The 20820-nt window shown below is 60.0% G+C and carries 19 protein-coding genes; 9 read left to right on the top strand and 10 right to left on the bottom strand.

The window, feature by feature from the left end; all coding sequences use genetic code 11:
* Nucleotides 1–31: 31 nt before the first annotated feature.
* The 4 genes from E4631_RS26210 to E4631_RS02445 form a co-directional block, all read right to left on the bottom strand.
* Nucleotides 32–349: a hypothetical protein gene (locus tag E4631_RS26210; protein ID WP_205704191.1), complete on the bottom strand. Its 318-nt coding sequence runs from the start codon at nt 347–349 to the stop codon at nt 32–34.
* 92 nt (nt 350–441) lie between these two features.
* A complete protein-coding gene (locus tag E4631_RS02455) occupies nt 442–873 on the bottom strand; it encodes a hypothetical protein (protein ID WP_133658503.1) in 432 nt (143 codons plus the stop codon).
* 277 nt (nt 874–1150) lie between these two features.
* Nucleotides 1151–1849 carry a uracil phosphoribosyltransferase gene (gene upp / locus E4631_RS02450; protein WP_133658502.1) on the bottom strand — a complete coding sequence of 233 codons (699 nt, stop codon included), beginning with the start codon at nt 1847–1849 and terminating at the stop codon, nt 1151–1153.
* Nucleotides 1834–2784: a GNAT family N-acetyltransferase gene (locus E4631_RS02445; RefSeq protein WP_166648150.1), complete on the bottom strand. Its 951-nt coding sequence runs from the start codon at nt 2782–2784 to the stop codon at nt 1834–1836. The genes upp and E4631_RS02445 overlap by 16 nt, the downstream gene beginning before the upstream one ends.
* Before the next feature lie 116 nt (nt 2785–2900).
* Between E4631_RS02445 and E4631_RS02440 the strand changes: the two genes are divergently transcribed.
* From E4631_RS02440 to E4631_RS02415, 6 genes are all read left to right on the top strand, one after another.
* Nucleotides 2901–4901, top strand: a complete 2001-nt coding sequence (locus E4631_RS02440; protein ID WP_133658500.1) for a capsule assembly Wzi family protein — start codon at nt 2901–2903, stop codon at nt 4899–4901.
* Between the two features lie 241 nt (nt 4902–5142).
* Nucleotides 5143–6987, top strand: coding sequence for an ABC transporter ATP-binding protein (locus tag E4631_RS02435; protein WP_133658498.1), 1845 nt, complete (start codon nt 5143–5145; stop codon nt 6985–6987).
* Between the two features lie 66 nt (nt 6988–7053).
* Nucleotides 7054–7467, top strand: coding sequence for a hypothetical protein (locus tag E4631_RS02430; protein WP_133658497.1), 414 nt, complete (start codon nt 7054–7056; stop codon nt 7465–7467).
* A 14-nt stretch (nt 7468–7481) separates the two neighbouring features.
* Nucleotides 7482–8060, top strand: a complete 579-nt coding sequence (gene lpcA, locus E4631_RS02425; RefSeq protein ID WP_133658496.1) for a D-sedoheptulose 7-phosphate isomerase — start codon at nt 7482–7484, stop codon at nt 8058–8060.
* A gap of 182 nt (nt 8061–8242) precedes the next feature.
* Nucleotides 8243–9781, top strand: a complete 1539-nt coding sequence (locus E4631_RS02420) for a YifB family Mg chelatase-like AAA ATPase (RefSeq protein ID WP_133658495.1) — start codon at nt 8243–8245, stop codon at nt 9779–9781.
* Nucleotides 9782–9831: 50 nt separating this feature from the next.
* A complete protein-coding gene (locus E4631_RS02415; protein WP_133658494.1) occupies nt 9832–10860 on the top strand; it encodes a quinone-dependent dihydroorotate dehydrogenase in 1029 nt (342 codons plus the stop codon).
* Here the strand turns inward: E4631_RS02415 and E4631_RS02410 are convergent.
* Nucleotides 10857–11561, bottom strand: coding sequence for a hypothetical protein (locus tag E4631_RS02410; RefSeq protein ID WP_133658493.1), 705 nt, complete (start codon nt 11559–11561; stop codon nt 10857–10859). The two genes, E4631_RS02415 and E4631_RS02410, sit on opposite strands and share 4 nt — an antisense overlap.
* A gap of 140 nt (nt 11562–11701) precedes the next feature.
* Nucleotides 11702–12859 (bottom strand): acyloxyacyl hydrolase, encoded by a 1158-nt coding sequence (locus E4631_RS02405; RefSeq protein ID WP_133658492.1) that lies wholly within the window; start codon nt 12857–12859, stop codon nt 11702–11704.
* A 193-nt stretch (nt 12860–13052) separates the two neighbouring features.
* Between E4631_RS02405 and E4631_RS02400 the strand changes: the two genes are divergently transcribed.
* From E4631_RS02400 to E4631_RS02390, 3 genes are all read left to right on the top strand, one after another.
* Nucleotides 13053–13754, top strand: a complete 702-nt coding sequence (locus E4631_RS02400; RefSeq protein WP_133658491.1) for a porin family protein — start codon at nt 13053–13055, stop codon at nt 13752–13754.
* Between the two features lie 120 nt (nt 13755–13874).
* Nucleotides 13875–14588, top strand: a complete 714-nt coding sequence (locus tag E4631_RS02395; protein ID WP_166648149.1) for a porin family protein — start codon at nt 13875–13877, stop codon at nt 14586–14588.
* Nucleotides 14589–14719: 131 nt separating this feature from the next.
* On the top strand, nt 14720–15334 hold the full coding sequence (locus tag E4631_RS02390) for a porin family protein (protein WP_133658489.1): 615 nt from the start codon (nt 14720–14722) through the stop codon (nt 15332–15334).
* Between the two features lie 83 nt (nt 15335–15417).
* Here E4631_RS02390 and E4631_RS02385 read toward each other — a convergent pair whose 3' ends face one another.
* From E4631_RS02385 to E4631_RS02370, 4 genes are all read right to left on the bottom strand, one after another.
* Nucleotides 15418–16788, bottom strand: a complete 1371-nt coding sequence (locus tag E4631_RS02385; protein WP_133658488.1) for a dipeptidase — start codon at nt 16786–16788, stop codon at nt 15418–15420.
* A gap of 112 nt (nt 16789–16900) precedes the next feature.
* Nucleotides 16901–18283, bottom strand: a complete 1383-nt coding sequence (gene preA / locus E4631_RS02380; RefSeq protein ID WP_133658487.1) for an NAD-dependent dihydropyrimidine dehydrogenase subunit PreA — start codon at nt 18281–18283, stop codon at nt 16901–16903.
* Between the two features lie 79 nt (nt 18284–18362).
* Nucleotides 18363–19685 (bottom strand): FAD-dependent oxidoreductase, encoded by a 1323-nt coding sequence (locus E4631_RS02375; RefSeq protein WP_133658486.1) that lies wholly within the window; start codon nt 19683–19685, stop codon nt 18363–18365.
* Between the two features lie 177 nt (nt 19686–19862).
* Entirely contained in the window at nt 19863–20729 is an 867-nt protein-coding gene (locus tag E4631_RS02370; protein ID WP_174805467.1) for a nitrilase-related carbon-nitrogen hydrolase, read from the bottom strand.
* Nucleotides 20730–20820 lie beyond the last annotated feature (91 nt).

The raw sequence follows: 20820 nt of genomic DNA, 5'->3' as shown, positions 1-20820 counted from the left end.
GGGGCTCCACAAGCTACTTCTCAGCAGGCGGTTACCTTCTTTCCAGCTTGGTTATTCTTGCCGTCGGCGAGCAACCGTTTGGTTCAGTAACCCAGCTAACACGGACGTAAAGCGGCAGCTCTTTTACATCAATATTCAGGTCCGCGCTGTTCGCTATCGAATAGGTCCCTACCCCCGCAAACTTGGGCGTATTCGTAAAATCCACCACTAAGCCGCCGCAGCAAGGGCACATTCTAGGGTCATAGACGATAACGGCATTTGACAGCGCGGGCTCGTCTTTCTTGCAAGCCCCCATGAGCAGCATGGGGGCGGTTAGCAGACCAAGTAGGGGTAGGGTGAGCGATTTCATGGCGCGTTTCTCTTACGACTCCCCAACGCACGCTAAGGTTGCATTTGTAGCAAGCAAATACTTCTAACAGCCAGCTACTTGCGTATTTAGCCTTAGTGGTGCAGCATGTGCCCGAGGCGGGCGCTGGCTAGCGTGAGCACGCAGCCCCACAGCACGGCGCTCCAGAGCATGTGCAGCATAATGCGCTGGCGCGGCACGCCCAGCAGCGTGGCCACCACGGTGCCGCCGATGGGCGACAGTAGCACGGGCGTCAAAAACGCGATGCCGCCCATGCCAAAGCGCTTGAACACCTTGATGATATTGCGCGAGCGCTTCGAGAAAACCGGCACCCGGCGCAGGCGCCGCTGCTGCTGCCGGTGCCGCACCCAGGCCCTACCCACTCCCGAAATGATGAAGACGCTCGTCATCATACCTGCTACTGTGAGGCCCAGTGTGGGCCAGAAACCCAAGCCCATACTATTGCCGAGCAACGGACCGCCTAAAAATTTTACGGTGCTGAGCAGAAATACGGTAGCAAGCTTCATGGCAAAGTGTAACACTAATACAGGAATAACAATAAAATAGCAGGCATGCCCGCGCAATTAGACAGGAATGACAGCAAAAATAGACAATTTCCTGTATCGGTTTACGCGTTAGGCCTTGAAATTTTAATTATGAATGTATTATGCTGTTTTCGTGCCGGAATTTGCGTGTAGCTGATACACGCAAATTCTCATCTGAACGCCGATGCTACCCCGGCCAACAAATTCAAGCACCCAATGAAGGTACAACAGTTGAGGAGATATACTACTCGCTACAGTCCTAAATTTTACTACCAAAAGCCAAATCGCCCGCATCGCCTAAACCTGGAATGATGTAGGCCTGCTCATTCAGTTTTTCATCGACGGCCGCTACCCAAAGCGTGGCTTCGGGGATTTCGCGCGCCACATAGGCTACCCCCTCGGGCGAAGCAATAACGGCCGCAATGTGCACCTGGCGCGGCGTGCCGAAGCGCAGCATGGCGCGGTAGGTTTGGACCAGGCTTTTGCCGGTGGCCAGCATGGGGTCGGCCAGGATGAGCACGCGCTCATCGAGGCTGGGAGCGGTGAGGTAGTCGAGCTGCACCTGCACCTGGGCCGTGCCCTCGATGCGGTAGGCGGCGGCAAAGGCGCTGGGGCTCTGGTCGAAATAGTTGAGGAAGCCCTGGTGAAACGGCAGGCCGGCCCGCAGCACAGTAGCCAGCACCGGAAAATCGCGGAGCAGCTGGCTCGGGGCCTCGCCCAGCGAGGTGCGCACCACCTGCGGCGTGTAGCTGAGCTGAGCGCTGATGCGGCAGGCAATAATTTCGCCCAGGCGCTGCAGGTTGCGGCGAAAGCGCAGGCTGTCCTTTTGAATGTCCACATCGCGCAGCTCGGCCAGAAAGTGGTTGGCAATGCTAGGCGCGGCACACACCACGTGCACGCGCTCGGGCAGGGCCGGCGTGGTGGGGGTAGCAGGAGTAGAAGTCAGAGGCGCATCCATGAGGGAAACCAGTTGGGGGGAGAAAGAGTCAGGGCAGCGTATAGTACGGGCCGCGCTCCGAAATTGGCGAAGAAACGCCCAATACCTGGCAAATTCCCCCCTTCGAAGTCGAATACCTGGCCGGGTTGGCCCGCGTGTCGGCGCAGGGCGTCGTCGAGCAGCAGCATAGGCGCTTTTGCCGCGCGCCCGGCCGGCGTAACCGCCGCAAAGAGGTAAATGACCCCGCTGCCGTGGCGCACAAACAGGGCGCCGGCCAGCAGCTCGCCGGTGGTGGGCTGGCGCACCTGCCGTATCTCGGCTACTCCGCGCACCTGGGCGGCCTGCACCAGCCGCCGCAGCGCGTGGTAGTGGCGCGCCCGCAGCCCCGTATCGGCGGGGCCACGATACGTCTGAAATAAGCGAATCAACTCTTCCATCTCGGCACCTGAGCCCTCGGTAGCGCCCAGCGGCTGGGGCAGCTGCTGGTTTTTTCGCAGCCGGCGGCGGTACTCGGCCGTGTAGCCTTGTAGCAGGGTTGGGTAGTCGGGGCCCAGGGCGAGGTGGTGCGTGAGGCGCTCGGTAGCGCTGAAAGCGGGGGGTAGGGCGGGTAGCGCCACCCCAGTAGGCAGCTGCTGGTAAAAGTGGCGGCAGTATTTTTTTGCGAGCAGTAGATAGTCGGCCAGTTCGCGGTACTGGCTGGCGGGCGTCAGGACCAGGCCCAACTGCTGGGTGAAGAGCGGCTGGTACCCTACCCTACCCCAGGGGCGCCACTTGGTGGGCAGCGGCAGCAGCGAGCGGTACTCGCCGGCCGGGCCCAGCTCGACTACGGCGGCCCAGCGGCCGGCCGTGGCGCGCAGCCACCACGCCTGCACGTAGGGCAGCGCGCCGGGGCTGGCGGCCACGCAGGCCTCCCAGCGGGCAAGGTCGAGTTCGGCAAAGCGAAGCAGGTGCAGCACGGTAGTTGGCGGGGGTAGGCAGAAAGTCGCGGCCCCAAAAGTCGGGCTAAAAGCCGGGGCGACGGCGGGCGACGTAATTTTGGGCGACTTGCCCTCTTCGTGGTGATTTTTAGTTGATGAAATACTACTTATCCTTCTTCTTACTTGGGCTAGCTGGTCCGCTTGCGGCGCAGACTACCCCTACCCCACCCGCGCCCGGCTCGGCCAACTGGTATATTTTTGACAAACCCCTGCCCGAAAATACCAAGGGCGAAAAAATTATCACCAAGGAGAAGGAGTCTCGCGCCGACCGCCCCGTACCGGCCGACGCAGCCCCGACGCAGCCCTCCCCTACCCCCCTCGTGGTGCCGGAAACCACGGCTGTTCCGGCACGCGCGGCAGCGCCAGCGGTGGCCCCGCGCCCGGCACGCGCGCCCTACCAGGGGCCGTTGTACGTGCCGCTCGACCCCAACACGTATCGCCTCATCGACCGCTACGCTATTAAGTATGGGCCCGACTCGCTGCACGACCCGCACACCAGCGTGCGGCCCTACACCCGGTCGGCCGTGGGCCACCTGGGCGAGCGGCTGCTCGATGGCGCCGACCTCTCGGCCGCCGACCGCTTCAACGCGCAATATCTGGTGAAGGACAACTGGATGTTTTCGGCTACCGGCGACAGCCTCAACCAAAGCCAGCGGCCGTTCCTGACGTATTTCTACCGCGACCAGACGGACCTGTACAGCGTGCAGACCAAGGATTTTTCCTTTCGCCTAAACCCCGTGCTGCTGCTGCAAGGTGGGGTAGAGAGTGGCTCGGCCACCACTTTTGGCGGCCTGCGCTATGTGAACACGCGCGGCGCGGCTTTTGAAGGAATTATTGACCAGCGGCTGGGCTTCTACGGGTTCCTGACGGACAACCAGGAGGCCGTGCCGGGCTGGGTGTATCAGCGTGGCCTGCGCGACAACGGCCAAGTGCCCGTAGCACCTCACGAGGGTTACACCAAATTTTTCAAGAATAAAGTCGACCAGTACGACTTCTTTACGGCGCGGGGCGGCATTACCTATGCGGCAACCAAGCATATTAATGTTCAGTTTGCGCACGACCGCAATTTCATCGGCAACGGTTACCGCTCGCTCATTCTCAGCGACTACAGCGCGCCGTATTTCTTTTTGAAACTGAATACGCGGGTGTGGAAATTTAATTATCAGAACATTTTTGCTGAGCTCACGGCCCGCCGTAGCATCTCGGGCCTAGACTCTCTTTTTCCAAAGAAGTACCTGGCACTGCACCACCTGAGCTTAGACGTGACCGATAATTTTAATATCGGTGTGTTTGAATCGGAGGTATCAGGTGGGCCGGGGCGCGGGCTGGAATTGCAGTACCTGAATCCAGTTATTTTTTATCGCGCCATCGAGCAGCAAGTGGGCTCGACCGATAACGCGCTGCTAGGCTTCGACTTTAAGTGGAATATTAAGCACCAGGCTCAACTCTACGGTCAGTTGGTACTCGACGAGTTTAAATTGAACGAAATCCTGTCCGGCAATGGCTGGTGGGCCAATAAGCAGGCGTTTCAGCTAGGAGGCAAATTGCTTGATGTAGCTGGCATATCCAACCTCGACTTGCAGGTGGAAGTCAACTACATCCGGCCCTTTACCTACCAACACGAAAACGAGTATACCAACTACCAGAACTACCAGCAGCCACTAGCCCACCCCATGGGCGCCAACCTCACAGAGGTGCTCGGCGTGCTAAACTACCAGCCGCTACCCCGCCTGAACCTCGTGGCTAAAGCCTTTTACACGGTGCAAGGTATTGATGCGCTGCCAACTACCAGCATTGCCTTTAATAATAATGGGGGCAACGTGCTGCTCTCCTACAATACGCGTGCGCTGTCCACTACGCCGGGTACTGACTCAGAGCATGGTTACCGCACGGGTAACGGCGACAAAAACAAGCTATTTCACTTCGACCTCACGGGCACTTACCAGCCTAAGCTTAACCTGTTTGTGGATGCTACGCTCATTGCCCGCCGCCAAAGCCTAAGTCAGTCCACTTACTACGGCGCTGTATCGGGCACTGAGGTGTATGCCTCACTGGCGTTGCGCTGGAATATCGCCCAGCGCCTGCATGAATTCTAGACCGCAGATTCAAAGGGATTTAACTGATTTTGCGGATACGCCGCTGCGCGGCTGGCTTTCTTCTTTTTGGCTGGGCGGCTTTTGATTTTGTTGATGAGTACTACTCTTTATACCGGCTGGTTAATCAGACGGAGCTGGACTTGATTGCCGCCACAAGGCCGCAACGCCTGCCCGCCCGCGTTGCCAGGCAGCACAGCTGCCGCATCCGCGAAATCCGTTAAATCCGTTAAATCTGCGGTCTATGAAGACTTACCTCCGCCTGCTGAGCTTTTCGCGGCCCTACGCCGACTTTGTGCCGCTGTATGCGCTGTACGCCACGCTGGGCATTTTCTTCGGCATTGCCAACTTCACGCTGGTTATTCCGCTGCTGAACGTGCTGTTTGGCACCACCGACGTGCACACGGCCACCGCGCCGGCCGTGCTGCCGCACTTCGCGCTCACCATTGACTACATCAAGGAGCTATTTAACTACTACTTCAACCAGATGCTGGCCCGGCACGGCAAGCAGGGCACGCTGGCGTTTGTGTGCGGGCTGATAATTGTGTCGGTGTTTCTGAGCAACGTGTTTCGCTACCTGGGCGGGCGGCTGCTGGCGCGGGTGCGGGCGCGGGTGGTGCGCAACGTGCGCGGGGCGCTGTTCGGCCGCATCACGGAATTGGAATTGGGCTACTTCTCGAATGAGCGCAAGGGCGACTTGATTTCGCGCCTCACCAACGACGTGCAGGAAGTGGAAATATCGGTGGTGAATACGCTCACGGCCGTGTTCAAGGAGCCGCTCAATATCGTGGGCATTTTCGTGCTGCTATTCTCCATGTCGGCGCGGCTCACGCTGTTTTCGCTGGTGCTGCTGCCCATTTCGGGTGGCATCATTGCCAGCGTGTCGAAGCGGCTGCGGCGGCACGCCACCATCAGCCAAACCACGCTCGGGGCCATGCTTTCGGTGATTGAGGAAACGCTGGGCGGCATGCGGGTGGTGAAGGCGTTCAACGCCCGGCGCTACGTGCTGGACAAGTTCGAATTTCAGAATGACCTGTACGCCCGCACCACGCAGGCCATCGACAATACCCGCGATTTGGCGTCGCCGTTTTCCGAATTTGCGGGCGTGACGGTGGTAGCGGGGCTGCTCTACTACGGCGGCTCGCTGGTGCTGGGCGGGCAGGCCGAGCTGTCGGCGTCGGCGTTTATCACCTACATCATCCTGTTTTCGCAGATTCTGACGCCCGCCAAGTCGCTGTCGGGCGCGTTCAGCAACATCCAGCGCGGGCTGGTGGCCGGCGGCCGGGTGCTGGGCATTATCGATACCGAATCGAGCATCCGCGACCGGCCGGGCGCCACGGCCCTACCCCCCTTCGAGGAGCAGGTGGAGCTGCGCAACGTGAGCTTCCATTACGGCGACGTGCCGGTGCTCTACGACCTCAACCTGACCGTGAAAAAGGGCCAGACCATTGCGCTGGTGGGCCCCAGCGGCGGCGGCAAAAGCACCCTCGCCGACCTCCTACCCCGCTTCTACGACCCCAGCGCCGGCCAAGTGCTCATCGACGGCCACGACGTGCGCGACTGCACCCTCTACTCGGTGCGGGCCCAGATGGGCATTGTCACGCAGGAGAGCATCTTGTTTAACGACACGATTTATAACAACATCAAATTCAACACCGAAGCCACGGAGGAACAAGTGATAGAAGCCGCTAAAACGGCCAACGCGCACGACTTCATCATGGCCAGCCCCGAGGGCTACCAGACCAGCATCGGCGACCGGGGCGGGCGGCTGAGCGGCGGGCAGCGCCAGCGCCTGAGCATTGCGCGCGCCATCCTGCGCAACCCGCCGATTCTGATTCTGGACGAGGCCACCTCGGCCCTCGACACCGAGAGCGAGAAACTGGTGCAGGAAGCCCTCACGCGCCTCATGGCCTCGCGCACCTCGCTCGTGATTGCCCACCGCCTGAGCACGGTGCGCCACGCCGACGAGATTATCGTGCTCCAGCACGGCCGCATTGTGGAGCGCGGCACCCACGACGAGCTGCTGCTGCGGCCCGGCGGCCTCTACCAGCGCCTGAGCCAGCTGCAAACCAACGCGGCGCTGGTCTGAACGTAAGCGGTACAGAACTTAGTAGTTTAACCTCATTTTCAGCTCCTACCCCCCTATCCTTTCGTCATGCTTTTCCTTAAACGCATCATCACATCCCTAGCTTTGATTTACTTGCTGGTGGCCCTGCTGATTTTATTTTTTCCCTTCGTACGCACCTCATCAGTAGGCATTTTCAGTGCCTACAGCCTGCCGATGGAAGTAAATATGCTGCTGGGTTTTACTTGGGCCAGCGTGGCGGTAATCGGCTTGCTGCTTATTTTTGAGAATATCGACAGCGGCTTGCTGCGGCGCACAGTGGGCAAGCAGGAGCGCAAAATCAATGAGCTGAAGGCCCAGCTTTTCGACGCCCAAAAGCCGCTTGGCCCGCCCGCCTACCCTACGCCGGCCGCGCAACCGGCGCCCGGCGTGGCCTACCCCACCGCCGAGCAGACGCGCCGCCCCGATCCGCTGCCCCCTACCCCTCCTCCCACCACCTACTAGCCCAGTTACCTCGCTTGTACCTCCCCGACCTCATCCGCGCCGAGCTGGCCGAAGCCCGTGGCGTACTCGACCAGTTTTTGGCCGATGACAATAACCTTCAGCGCATTGCGCAGGCCGCCGAGCTCTTCGCCGCCAGCCTCAACAACGGCGGCAAGGCCCTGACCTGCGGCAACGGCGGCAGCCTCTGCGACGCCCAGCACTTTGCCGAAGAGCTCAGTGGCCGCTTCCGGCAGGACCGTCGCGCCCTGGCCGCCATCGCCCTCACCGACGCCTCGCACATGACCTGCGTGGCCAATGACTTCGGCTTCGAATATGTATTCAGCCGCTTTGTGGAAGCGCTGGGGCGGCCCGGCGACGTGCTGCTGGCCATCAGCACCAGCGGCAACTCGCCCAATATCCTGCACGCCGCTGAAGCCGCCCGCGCCGCCGGTATGAAGGTCGTGAGCCTCACTGGCAAAGACGGCGGCAAGCTCGCCGCGCTCAGCGACGTGGAAATTCGGGTGCCGCACTTCGGCTTTGCCGACCGCATTCAGGAAGTGCATATCAAGGCCATTCACATTATAATACTGCTGATTGAGAAGCTGGTAGCTTAGCAGTCAGCTAAATAGGATTTCGAACGTCATGCTGAGCTTGTCGAAGCATCTCTACCGCTTCTGCCGCGCCGTGCAATGAAGCGGTAGAGATGCTTCGACAAGCTCAGCATGACGTTCTTTTTCGTGCGGCCTGATGTTCCTTTGCAAGAGAATTCTTATACTGAAGAAATTATACTAATCTAATGTTGACTAAAACCTACGGCTCGGCCGTGCAGGGTGTTAATGCGTATACCATTACCATTGAAGTAGTTGTCACGGCCGGCACGCTGTTCTACGTGGTCGGTCTGGCCGATAGTGCGATTAAAGAGAGCCAGCAGCGCATTGAGTCGGCGCTGAAGCTGCGGGGCTACCGGATGCCGCGCACGAAGGTGGTCGTAAACATGGCGCCGGCCGACATTCGAAAGGAGGGCGCGGCTTACGATTTGCCCATCGCGCTGGGTATTTTGCACGCCTCGCAGCAGTTGAACACGGAGAATCTGGGCGATTATATTATCATGGGCGAGCTGTCGCTCGACGGCGCGCTGCGGCCCATCAAGGGCGTGCTGCCGATTGCCATTCAGGCGCGCAAGGAAGGATTTAAAGGCATTATTCTGCCCAAAGAGAATGCGCAGGAGGCGGCCATCGTGAATAACCTCGACGTGATTCCGGTGGAGACGATGCAGCAGGCCATCGACTTTTTTGAGGGTAGAGAAACCATTGAGCCCGTGCGTATCGACACGCGCGACATCTTCCAGCACACCGCCAACCAGTACGCCGCCGACTTTGCCGACGTGCAGGGCCAGGAGAACATCAAGCGCGCCCTCGAAATAGCGGCGGCCGGCGGCCACAACGTGATTATGATAGGCCCGCCCGGCGCGGGCAAAACCATGCTGGCCAAGCGCCTGCCCACCATCCTCCCCCCCCTTAATATGCAAGAGGCGCTCGAAACCACCAAAATTCACTCGGTGGCGGGCAAGCTGGGAACGGGCCAGGGCTTGCTGAATCAGCGGCCTTTTCGGGCACCGCACCACACGATTTCGGACGTGGCGCTGGTGGGTGGGGGTAGCAACCCGCAGCCCGGCGAAATCTCGCTCTCGCACAACGGCGTGCTATTTCTGGATGAGCTGCCCGAGTTTAAGCGCACCGTGCTGGAGGTGATGCGCCAGCCGCTGGAAGAGCGCCGCGTGACCATTTCGCGGGCCAAGGTGAGCATCGACTTTCCGGCCAATTTTATGCTGATTGCCAGCATGAACCCGTGCCCCTGCGGCTACTACAACCACCCCGACAAGGAGTGCGTGTGCGGCCCCGGCGTAGTGCAAAAATACCTCAATAAGGTAAGCGGCCCGCTACTCGACCGCATCGACCTACACGTGGAGGTGACGCCCGTTACCTTCGACCAGATGACGGAGACGCGCAAGTCCGAAACCAGCCACGATATTCAGCAGCGCGTGGAAAAGGCCCGCGAAATTCAGACCAAGCGCTTTGCGCAGCAGCCTGATATTCACTCCAATGCCATGATGCCATCGCAGATGGTGAAGGACATTTGCGAGATAAGCCAGGCCGGCCGCAACCTGCTTAAAACCGCCATGGAGCGCCTCGGCCTCAGCGCCCGTGCCTACGACCGCATCCTGAAAGTGGCCCGCACCATCGCCGACCTGGCGGGCACCGACGAGATTCAGATTCAGCACCTGGCCGAGGCCATTCAGTACCGCTCGCTCGATAGGGAAGGCTGGGCGGGGTAGGCGTAGTTTTGCGCGGTGTTTCGCGCGTTTGCCCGCCTGCCCCTACCCCTATGTATAAATCCGTCGTCAAACCGCTGCTTTTTAAACTCGATGCCGAGCGGGCGCACCATTTCGTATTCGATAACCTGAAGCGGGCGGCGCGGCTGCCGGGCACCGGCGCGCTGCTGCGCGGCCTCTACAACTACCAGCATCCTGGCTTAGCGCGGGAGGTTTTCGGGCTAAAATTTCCGAACCCCGTAGGCCTGGCGGCGGGCTTTGATAAGAACGCGGTGCTGACCGATGAGCTGGCGACGCTGGGTTTTGGCTTTGTGGAAATCGGGACCGTAACGCCCCGGCCGCAGCCCGGCAACCCAACGCCACGCCTGTTTCGGCTGCCGCAGGATGCAGCACTCATTAACCGGATGGGCTTTAATAACGACGGGGCGGCGGCCGTGGCGGCGCGGCTGGCGCGGCGCCAAAACCGGCAGCTCATCATCGGCGGCAACATCGGCAAGAACAAGGACACGCCCAACGAGCGGGCGGCCGACGACTACGTGGCCGCCTTCGAGGCGCTGGCCGAAGTGGTCGATTATTTTGTGGTGAACGTGAGCTCGCCCAACACGCCGGGCCTGCGCGAATTACAGGATAAGAAGCCGCTTATCAACCTTTTGCAGCAGGTGCAGGCCGTGAACCTGGCACGCCCTACCCCCCGCCCACTGCTGCTCAAGATTGCGCCTGACCTTACTGACGCGCAGCTCGACGACATTCTGGAAATAGCCCGCGAAACGCAGCTCAGCGGCCTGGTGGCGACCAATACAACCATCAGCCGCGCTGGCCTCAGCACGCCTACCCCCACCGTGGCGGGCTACGGCGCGGGCGGCCTCAGTGGCCGGCCGCTACGGGCGCGGGCCACCGAGGTCATTGCCTACCTGCACCAGAAAAGCCAGGGCGGGCTGCCCATTATCGGGGCGGGCGGCATCCACTCGGCCCAGGATGCGCTAGAAAAGCTGGCCGCCGGCGCGGCGCTGGTGCAGCTCTACACGGGTTTTATCTACGAAGGGCCGGGGCTGGTGAAGCGCATCAACCAGGCCCTGGTTTAGCCAGCGCTGGCGGTTGGCAGCACTGCCTGGCTAGCGCGGCCACCCACGTAGTGGCGCTGGGCCCACAGCAGGTAGGGCACGCCCAGTAGCGTGGGCCACAGGAAATTCCAGGGCCAGGGAATGAAATGCAGGCTGGTGGCCGAAAAGGCCGATACCGCCGCGATGTAGGCCCCCACAAAGCCCGACATGTGGTTGCGTAGCCACTGTTGCGGGGCGGGCGGCGCGGTGTGCAGGTAGCTACGCAGCTGGCGGCCGGCCGTCATCAGCCCAATGGCGCCGAACACGACGGCCGGCACAGCGCCGTGCCGCAGGCCCCAAAACACGAAAAAACCAAATACCGGCAGGCCAGCACCTACCGTCAGCCAGTCGGAAAGCGCCGGCTGCTGGCCGTGGCCCAGCTTTTTGAGGTAGAGCGCCCGGTAGCCGAAGCCTGCCAGGTAGAGCGTAAACAAACCCGTGAGCAGCAGGAACTTGAGCGCGCCCTCGCGGGCACTGGTCAGCGGCACAAACGAGAGCTTGAGCCCGGCCAGCAGCAGCGAGGTAGTACCCGCCACCACCATCGCCCAGAAAAATACTAACCCCCAGCGGCGGTGGGCCGGCCCGCCCTTGCGCACCGCCAGCGCCGCCGGCGCCACAAAAAACCCCACGAAGCCCGCCGCAATGTGCAGGTAGAGCATGGCGCGCAAAAAGGCAGGAAACATGGGCCGCACGAGCCGCCGGGAGGTCAGCACCGGCTCGCATCCCAAAGATGCACTCGCGACTAGCCCCTACCCCCGCTTTTTTGCCCCAAGCGTAGCCAAGCCTCCTTGAAGCCGCTTGTGCGTGCTCCCAAGCGTGGCGGCTACAGCTTTACGCCTACTTTGAACTCGACAACGTCGGCCACCGTGCGGTGGGCTTTCAGGTCGATGTCGGCAAAGAGCAGGTCAGTAAACTGGTACTTGAGGCCGACGCGCTCATAAAAGAACGGGTTCGACTTGTAGGGATTGTAGAAGTAAAAACCTAGGTGCGTGACCAGCGCCAGCCGCCCAAACAGCAGCTCGTGCCCCAGGAAGCCGCTGGCTTTTTTCACGTCGGGCAGGTGGTCCTGGCTGCGGGCCGTGTCGCGCAAGGCGGCCACCAGCGAGCGGTCGTAGAAGCCTTCGAGGCCCAGCAGCAGGTTGCTCTTGCGGTTTACGCGCCGGCCGGCGGCCAGCGTCACCGAGTTCACGAGGTAGGGGGTAGGGTCACCCACGCTAAGCTGCCTGTATCCCAGACTGGTGCTGATATTCCAGAAATTATGCTCCACATCGGCGGGGTCGGGCGCCAGCGCGGTGGCCGTGGGCACGGGCCGCAGCTGGTGATAGTTGAGCCCCAGCAGCAGGGTAGGCAGGTTGATGCCGAAGTTGGGCTTGGCCGTGGCCCCGTTGGAGTAGTGATTGAGCGCCAGGCCCATAAGCAGGCCCAGGTGCTGGCCAATGGCCACGTCGTACTCCAGCCGCATTTGCAGGGTGGCATTCAGTGCTGAGCCCACAAACGTGTTCTTGCGGTTGGTATAGAGGTCGTAGTGTTGGGGAAAGTACGCCAGGCCCGTACCCAGCCGGAAGCTCAAATCATGGCGGGCCGTGCGGCTAATGGGCTTGCTGAGGTACACCGATGCCGCGTAGCTCTGGCCCAGCAAGGGGTTGTGGTAGTCATAGTATAGCAGGGCCAGGCCCACCTTGGGGTATTTGTACCAGCCGTGCCAGGGCATGGCCCCGGTAGTCTGGCGCTGCAGGTTCACTTCGAAGCCCGTAGGATGCGACGCTACCAGGTGCGCTACCGCCGCTGTGTGACTCACAATGATGGCGCCTTGCGCATAAACGCCAAAAATAAATGGAGTCCGCTGCGCCACGCGCAACGAGTCGCCCAGCGTCATGGGCGCAGCCTGGCTGCGGCGCACACTTCCCAGCGCACTCAACAGCAATACAGCACTAACTACGTAGTGTTGAATACACTGCGAATTTCGATGAAAATGACGCATAAATGAAGTGAGCAAACCCCTTCCAAATCTACATCCTGCCCAAGACCAGCCCAACCTCGACCGTGAAAAACCAAATTTTACGCAGAATGTAACCCTGCCCTATCCACGGCAAGTATAAGGCGCATTCCTGGTCAACTGTCATTAATTATTCTATCACTACCCGGCCAGGGGTTATTAAACCCATTTTTCAGTCATGAAAAAAGTACTTCTTTCCCTCGCACTTCTAGCTGGCTTTGCCGGCGCTGCCAACGCCCAGAGCGGCGTTGTAAAATATGGTGTTAAAGGTGGCTTCAGCCTCAGCTCGTACACGGGCGGCGGCGAAACTGGCTCTAGCACGGGTTTCAAGCCTGGCTTCACGGCCGGTGTGCTCGTTAACTATGGCCTATCGGACATGACTTCGATACAAGTCGAAGGTCTGTACTCGCAAAAAGGTGCGTTCATCGATAAAGCAAATTATCCCGCTGGCACTGCCCTGGCGCCTTATAACGGCCAGCAGTACCGCTCGACCCTTTCTTATATCGACGTACCCGTGCTGTTTAAGGTAAACACGGGTGAGGCCGGCAAAGGTCTGTTCTTCGAGCTTGGCCCGCAGGCAAGCTTCGCCCTTCGTGACCGCGAGTTTTTCCGCCCCCAAGGTGAGGACGCTGGCAGCCCGAAGGAAGTGACTGCTTACAGCAGCCGCGACCGCATGGTGCCGGTAGGCATTGGCTACGTAGGCGGCATTGGCTACCAGATTACGAGCGGCTTCGGCTTGGGCGTACGCTACAACGGCGACTTCTCCAATGTGTTTAAGGACGGCTTCGGCACCGGCAACGCTCCGCTGCAAGGCACTAACAACTTCCACAACGGTGTATTTCAATTCCAGGTGCACTACCTGTTTGGTGGCAAAAGCTAATCTAAGCTATACTTAGCCTATATTTGGCTATACTAAAAGGCCGGTTTCCTTATGGGAACCGGCCTTTTAGTTTTTAGAAACCGTAGCTTCAGACCCAGGCCACTCTTGCTCCTCATCCACATGAAAAAACTCCTGTCTGTTTTCGCTCTCCTGTTGGGCCTGCCCAGCCTCGCCTTTGCGCAGCAAGGGGTTTTCAATTATGGGCTCAAGGGCGGCTTTAGCCTCAGTACCTACGCGGGTCAGCTGGACGGCCCCCTCAACGCTGGCTACAAGCCGGGCTTTACCGCAGGGGCAGTAGCTACCTATGGCTTGGCCGAACACACCACCGTGCAAGTAGAAGCGCTCTATTCGCAGAAAGGCGTTTTTGTGGATAACTACCCTTTCCGGTTCAATAATTCGGGCTCCGGGCCACAGTTCAACGCCTGGCGCTACCGCGCTACCCTATCGTACCTGGACGTACCCGTGCTGGCTAAACTGACTACGGGCGCGGCCGGAACCGGCTTCTTTGTGGAGGTGGGGCCGCAACTGAGTTTGGCATTGGCCCAGCGCGAATACTTATCTGCTTTTGGCAAAGTAGGCAGTTACGACAACCCGCCCGACCAAGTAATCAGCACCGACCGGAGTAGCCTGGTGCCCGTGAGCCTAGGCTACGTGGGAGGACTGGGCTACCAGTTCGCCATTGGCTTGGGCGTGGGCCTACGCTACACCGGCGATTTTTCGCACGTTTATAAGAATGACCGGAATGTGGGCAGTTCAGATGTGTCCTACGGCAACAGCTTCCATAACAGCGTGTTCCAGTTTCAGGTGCATTACCTGTTTGGCAGTAAAAGCTAAACAATTGTTAGCTGCTAAAGACCCGCAAAAAAGCCAGCTTCCTCGTCGGAGCTGGCTTTTTGCGTTTTCCTACCCCCCTCACCAAAGCTCACGTCCGTAGCTTTGCCCCATCTATCACCTGTAGGTTTCTGATGAAAAAAACTACTTTTATGCTCTTTGCCCTGCTTGCCGGGGGTAGCACCGTTGCCCACGCGCAGTACCGCGGGCGCGGCGGCAACGTTTCACTGGGCCTCAAGGCCGGTGCTTCGCTCACCGATTTTGTGGGTGTTGATGCCAAAAATGGGTTCGACAACCGCTTTGGCTTCCACGCGGGTGTGTTTGCTAATATTGGGTTTGCCAAGCTGTTTGCCTTCCAGCCCGAGTTGATTTATTCGCAGAAGGGTGCGCATTTTGCCAACAACAGTGACACTGGCATCCGGCTGCACTACATTGATGTGCCATTGGTTTTTCATGTCAATACTGATGGCTTCTTCTTCGAGGCCGGGCCGCAGGTGGGCTTCTTGGTAGCCGCTAAGGCAGAGGCGGGCAGCGTATCTACGGATGCAAAAAGCGCCTTTAAAACCGCCGATTTTGGCTACCTGGCTGGCCTGGGCTACCAGCTAAAGCATGGGTTGGGCGTGGGCCTTCGCTACAACGGCGCCTTTAGCAATGTGTACAAGGAAGTGCCGCTTTCGGCCACCAGTAATTCGCAACAGCGCATACGCAACAGCGCGTTTCAACTGTACCTGACCTACTCGTTCAACTAAGTAACTGCCTCCCTACCCCCATCAAAAAGCCCGAACGCTGTGTAGCGTTCGGGCTTTTTGATGGGGGTAGGGAGGCGCTTTGGCTACCGTGCCGCCGCGTATTCTTTGTAGAACTCGGGGATGGTTTCGATACCCTTCAGGAAGTTGAACACACCAAAGCTCTCGTTGGGCGAGTGGATGGCGTCGCTGTCCAGGCCGAAGCCGAGCAGCACCGAATCGAGGCCCAGCTCCGTTTTGAACATGGCCACGATGGGGATGGAGCCGCCGCCGCGCGTGGGCACCGGCTTCTTGCCAAAGGTGGTGGTCAGCGCCTTAGACGCGGCGCGGTAGGCGGCCGAGTCGGTAGGCGTAACTACGGGCTCGCCGCCGTGGTGGGGCGTCACCTTCACGGTAATGCCGGCCGGCGCAATGCTAGCGAAGTGCCTCTGAAACAGCGCCGTAATCTCGTCGCTGGTTTGGTGGGGCACCAGGCGCATCGAGATTTTGGCGTAGGCCTTGCTGGCGATAACTGTTTTGGCGCCCTCGCCGGTGTAGCCGCCCCAGATGCCATTCACGTCGAGCGTGGGCCGGATGCTGGTACGCTCGGGCGTACTGTAGCCGGCCTCGCCCACGGCGGCGGGCAGGCCGATGCTCTGTTTAAATTCCTCTTCCGAGAACGGCGCCTGGGCCATTTCGGCGCGCTCGGCGGCGGGCAGCTCGTCCACGTTGTCGTAGAAACCGGGGATGGTGATGTGGCGGTTCTCGTCGTGCAGGCTGCTAATCATGTCGCAGAGCGCGTTGATGGGGTTCATCACGGCGCCGCCATAGAGGCCCGAGTGCAGGTCGCGGTTGGGACCGGTTACTTCTACTTCGTGGTAGCTGAGGCCGCGCAAACCCACCTCAATAGTGGGCACGTCGTTGGCCAGTATGCCGGTATCGGAGATGAGAATAACGTCGGCTTTCAGCTTCTCTTTATTCTCTTTCACGAAGATAGCCAGGTTATTAGAGCCCACTTCTTCTTCGCCTTCAAACATGAACTTGATATTGCAGGGCGCACCGGTACCACCGTCGCGCAGCATCATTTCCAGCGCTTTCACGTGCATATACACCTGGCCTTTGTCGTCGCAGGCGCCGCGGGCGTAGATTTTTCCGTCCTTAATCACCGGCTCAAACGGCGGCGAGGTCCAGAGCTCGTAGGGGTCGGCGGGCTGCACGTCGTAGTGGCCATACACGAGCACGGTAGGGCGGTCAGGGCCGGCAAAATATTCGCCGTACACAATGGGATAACCGGCAGTGGAGCAAATCTCCACGCCTTGGGCGCCAGCTTCTTCAAGCCTGGTTTTCAAGAAGTCAGCGGCCTTCAGCACGTCGCCGTGAAACTTGGGGTCGGCTGACACGGACGGGATGCGGAGCCAGTCCATCAGCTCTTCGAGGAAGCGGTTTTGATGTTGGGTGAGGTAAGCGGGGGTAGGCATAGGTGGAAGGGAAATAATGGGAACGCAAAATTAGCCCCCCAACCGTAAGCCAGGGCCGGCATACGGTCAACTCCTACTTTCAGACGATTAGCACCCCGTTTTGCTGTGCAAATTATTCTGTCTTATGTTCTATAACCCCTAATGCCCGCGCTTTGCCGGGCAGCGTTTTATGGCGCTCCTTGCCCAACGCGGCGGCCGGCTCGGGCACCCAGTGGTGGCGGCCGCCGGCCAGCTCGTCGTTGAAAGTGGTGGGAATGTTGCCGGCCGCGGTGCGCTCCTTCCAGGTGAGGTGCTGGGTGCCGTCGTCGTGGCGCTCCATCGTAATGCACTCATCCACTGGGCACACCAGCGAGCAGAGGTTGCAGCCCACGCAATTTTCCTCAATGATGGCGGGCGTGCGGGTACCGGCTTGCAGCCGAATGGCCTGGTGCGCGCCGTCTTCGCAGGCGGTGTAGCAGAGCTGGCAGCCGATGCACTTTTCTTCGTGAATGTGGGCCTTCACTTGGTACTTCATATTGAGGTCTTCCCAGTGCCGCACGTTGGGCAGGGCCTTGCCCACGAAGTCGTAGATGGTCTGGAAATTCTTCTCCACCATGTACTGCTCCAGCCCGCTCACCATCTCCCGAATGATGCCGAAGCCGAAGTGCATGGCCGCCGTGCACACCTGCACTGAGCTGGCACCCAGCAGGATATGCTCCACCGCATCGCGCCAGTTCTCAATGCCGCCGATGCCCGAGATGGGCAGTCGCACGTCGGGGTGCTGGGCGCAGTTCTTCACCATGTTCAGGGCAATGGGCTTCACGGCCGGGCCGCAGTAGCCGCCGTTGGTGCCCTGGCCGTCCACGATGGGGTAGGGCGCGAAGTGGTCGATATCAACACCCACAATACTCTGGATGGTGTTTATCAGCGAAATAGCATCGGCCCCGGCGCGGCGGGCGGCCATCGCCGGCTCGGTGATGTCGGAGATGTTGGGCGTGAGCTTCACGATGACGGGCTTCTGGGCCACTTCCATCACCCATTCCACTATCATTTGTAGGACTTTGGGTTCCTGCCCCACCGCCGAGCCCATGCCGCGCTCGCACATACCATGCGGGCAGCCAAAGTTCAGCTCGAAGCCGTCGGCGCCCGCATCCTGGCTTTGGCGCACGATGTCGTGCCACTCCTGCCGGCTCTGCACCATGAGCGAGGCAATGACGGCGTGTTCGGGAAAGCGCTTCTTGACCTCCGAAATCTCGCGCAGGTTGTCGGCCAGCGGGCGGTCTGATATCAGCTCAATGTTATTGAAGCCCACCAGCCGCTTGTCGCGGTAATTAACCCCACCGTAGCGGCTCGACACGTTGATAACGGGCACGCCCAGCGTTTTCCAGACCGCGCCGCCCCAGCCCGCGTCAAAGGCTTTCATCACTTGGTAGCCCGAGTTGGTAGGCGGCGCCGAAGCCAGCCAGAATGGGTTGGGCGAGGTGATACCGGCGAAGTTTATGGAGAGGTCAGGCATGGCAGTAGCGCGGACTTTTAGTCCGCGATTGAATACAAAGGGAGGAAATGAGGCTCAACTCGCGGACTGAAAGTCCGCGCTACTTGCTCAAAAAGGCGTGGATACCGCGCGCCGCTACCTTGGCTTCGGCGGCGGCGTTCACTACCTCGGCCCCGCCGTTGCGGGCATCGCCGGAAGCGAAGTACTGCGGGTTGGTAGTCTGACCCACGGCGTCGGCCACAATGCGGCCGCGATTATCCAACTCCAGGCCCGGAATGTGGTGCAGAAAATGGGTCTGCTTGGCCTGGCCGGTGGCTTTAATCACCATGTCGCAGGGCTGCGTGAACTCGGTGCCGGGCACCTCCTGCACACGGCCATCGGCCACGGCGGTGCGGATGAAGCGCACGCCCGTTACGTAGTCATCGCCCAGAATTTCGAGCGGCGCCACGTTAAACAGGCCCCGCACCCCTACCCCCTTCGCCAGGTCGTATTCGAAGTGGTACGCGCCCATCTCGTCCTTACCGCGCCGGTAGGCCAGTACCACGTTCTCAGCGCCCAGTCGCGCCGCCTCGGATGCAGCGTCCATCGCGGTGTTGCCGCCGCCCAGCACCACCACCATGCGACCCACCGGCGTGCCCGCCTGCCGCTGCCGCAGCGCTTCAATAAACTCGACCGCGCCCACGCAGTTGGCCCTGTCCTCGCCGGGTAGGCCTAGCGCACTCGTGTGTCCCAGCCCGATGCCCAGGAAAATGGCGTCGTACTCGGCTTCGAGCGCGGCCAGGTCGTCGCGGCCAGTAATGGGCGCGTGGTAGCGCACCTCGTAGCCAAACTGCCCTTGCAGGTAAGCCATCTCGGCCAGCGCTTCCTCGTTGGTGATTTTATACGGCGCTACGCCGTAGAGCGTGAGGCCCGAAGGTTGAGCCTTGGCCTCATACACCACCACTTCGTAGCCCAGCGCCCGCAGCTCGCAGGCGGCCGAAATACCGGCCGGACCCGCGCCGATAACGGCCACGCGCTTGCCATTGGCTAGGCCGGGCGCGAAGAGTTTTTTATTCTCCGCAATGGCCTGGGTCGTGGCATAGCTTTGCAGGCGGCCGATTTCTATCGGCTTCACGTCTTGCAAGTTGTACACGCAGGCGCCTTCGCACAGCACTTCCGTGGGGCACACCTTGCCGCAGGCGTTGCCGAAGTAATTAGCCTCGTAAATGGTGCGCGCCGACCCGGTCACGTTGCCCGAGTTTATCTGCCGAATAAACTGTGGAATGTCAATGCCCGACGGGCAGGCCGTGATGCACGGCGCATCAAAGCAGAACAAGCAGCGCGAGCTTTCATACAGCGCCTCGTTGCGGCTCATGTTGGGCTTGAGCTGCGCAAAGTTTTCCGCGAATTCCTGGGCGGTGGTAGGGGTAGAAAATTCGGCCATTTAGTTTATTTTTTAATTCGAAGCGCCTGTCATTGCGAGCGCAACGAAGTGGAGCGCGGCAATCTTTCCTGGCCGTTCGCTTCAGCAGGTTAGTACCCCTAACGTGAAGGAAAGATTGCCGCGCTCCACTTCGTTGCGCTCGCAATGACAAACGATTTAACTCATAATCATTTGCTTCTACAGCTCCACTAACTTCCCATAAGTCTCCGGCCGGCGGTCGCGGAAGAACTGCCAGGTGGCGCGCACCTCGTCAATCATGTCGAGGTCGAACTCCGAAATCAGCAGTTCGTCCTGGTCCTCGCTGGCTTGCTTGATAATCTGGCCGCGCGGGTCCACGAAGTAGCTGGTGCCGTAGAAGCGGCCCAGGTTCCAGGGCTTCTCCTCGCCTACCCGGTTGATACAGCCCATGAAGTAGCCGTTGGCCGCCGCGTGGGCGGGCTGCTCTAGCTTCCAGAGGTACTGCGAGAGGCCGGCCACGGTGGCCGAGGGGTTGTACACGATTTCGGCACCGTTCAGGCCCAGCACGCGGGCGCCGTCGGGGAAGTGGCGGTCGTAGCAGATGTACACGCCCACCTTGGCGTAGCGGGTCTGGAAGACGGGGTAGCCCAGGTTGCCGGGCTTGAAGAAGTACTTCTCCCAGAAGCCGTTGGTGTGCGGAATGTGGTTTTTGCGGTACTTGCCCAGGTACGTGCCGTCGGCATCAATCACGGCGGCCGTGTTGTAGAGCACGCCCGCCGACTCGCGCTCGTACACGGGCACAATCATCACCATCTGGTACTTCTTGGCGTATTCGGCCATGCGCTCGGTGGTGGGGCCGGGCACCGATTCGGCCGAGGCGTACCACTTGCTGTCCTGACCAGGGCAGAAATAGGGCGTGCTAAAAATCTCCTGCAAGCAGAGAATCTGCACGCCCTGGCGGCCGGCTTCCTCAATCAGCGGGATGTGCTTCTGCACCATCGCTTCCTTGATTTCTTCGATAGAGCCCTCGCCCTCGGTCATCGGCAGGCTCATTTGGATGAGGCCGGATTTGATAATGCGCGCCATGTGGATTTGCTGATTGGTGATGGTTGATTGTTGGTATTGTTCTTCGTTTTTCCGCCTGTCATTGCGAGCGCAACGAAGTGGAGTGCGGCAA

Origin of the sequence: Hymenobacter sp. UV11, assembly GCF_004684095.1 — a bacterium.
Lineage (GTDB): Bacteria > Bacteroidota > Bacteroidia > Cytophagales > Hymenobacteraceae > Hymenobacter.
The sequence above is the reverse complement of the archived record's forward strand: the minus strand, read 5'-3'. Positions and strand labels throughout refer to the sequence as shown.

Bases quoted from the DNA above. Each gene is read 5' to 3' on its own strand.
- E4631_RS02390 (WP_133658489.1), top strand. From the start codon at position 14,720: ATGAAAAAAACTACTTTTATGCTCTTTGCCCTGCTTGCCGGGGGTAGC.
- E4631_RS02400 (WP_133658491.1), top strand. From the start codon at position 13,053: ATGAAAAAAGTACTTCTTTCCCTCGCACTTCTAGCTGGCTTTGCCGGC.
- E4631_RS02375 (WP_133658486.1), bottom strand. From the start codon at position 19,685: ATGGCCGAATTTTCTACCCCTACCACCGCCCAGGAATTCGCGGAAAAC.
- E4631_RS02430 (WP_133658497.1), top strand. From the start codon at position 7,054: ATGCTTTTCCTTAAACGCATCATCACATCCCTAGCTTTGATTTACTTG.
- E4631_RS02455 (WP_133658503.1), bottom strand. From the start codon at position 873: ATGAAGCTTGCTACCGTATTTCTGCTCAGCACCGTAAAATTTTTAGGC.
- E4631_RS02385 (WP_133658488.1), bottom strand. From the start codon at position 16,788: ATGCCTACCCCCGCTTACCTCACCCAACATCAAAACCGCTTCCTCGAA.
- E4631_RS26210 (WP_205704191.1), bottom strand. From the start codon at position 349: ATGAAATCGCTCACCCTACCCCTACTTGGTCTGCTAACCGCCCCCATG.
- E4631_RS02370 (WP_174805467.1), bottom strand. From the start codon at position 20,729: ATGGCGCGCATTATCAAATCCGGCCTCATCCAAATGAGCCTGCCGATG.
- E4631_RS02395 (WP_166648149.1), top strand. From the start codon at position 13,875: ATGAAAAAACTCCTGTCTGTTTTCGCTCTCCTGTTGGGCCTGCCCAGC.
- E4631_RS02415 (WP_133658494.1), top strand. From the start codon at position 9,832: ATGTATAAATCCGTCGTCAAACCGCTGCTTTTTAAACTCGATGCCGAG.
- E4631_RS02410 (WP_133658493.1), bottom strand. From the start codon at position 11,561: ATGTTTCCTGCCTTTTTGCGCGCCATGCTCTACCTGCACATTGCGGCG.
- preA (WP_133658487.1), bottom strand. From the start codon at position 18,283: ATGCCTGACCTCTCCATAAACTTCGCCGGTATCACCTCGCCCAACCCA.
- E4631_RS02405 (WP_133658492.1), bottom strand. From the start codon at position 12,859: ATGCGTCATTTTCATCGAAATTCGCAGTGTATTCAACACTACGTAGTT.
- upp (WP_133658502.1), bottom strand. From the start codon at position 1,849: ATGGATGCGCCTCTGACTTCTACTCCTGCTACCCCCACCACGCCGGCC.
- E4631_RS02440 (WP_133658500.1), top strand. From the start codon at position 2,901: ATGAAATACTACTTATCCTTCTTCTTACTTGGGCTAGCTGGTCCGCTT.
- E4631_RS02435 (WP_133658498.1), top strand. From the start codon at position 5,143: ATGAAGACTTACCTCCGCCTGCTGAGCTTTTCGCGGCCCTACGCCGAC.
- E4631_RS02420 (WP_133658495.1), top strand. From the start codon at position 8,243: ATGTTGACTAAAACCTACGGCTCGGCCGTGCAGGGTGTTAATGCGTAT.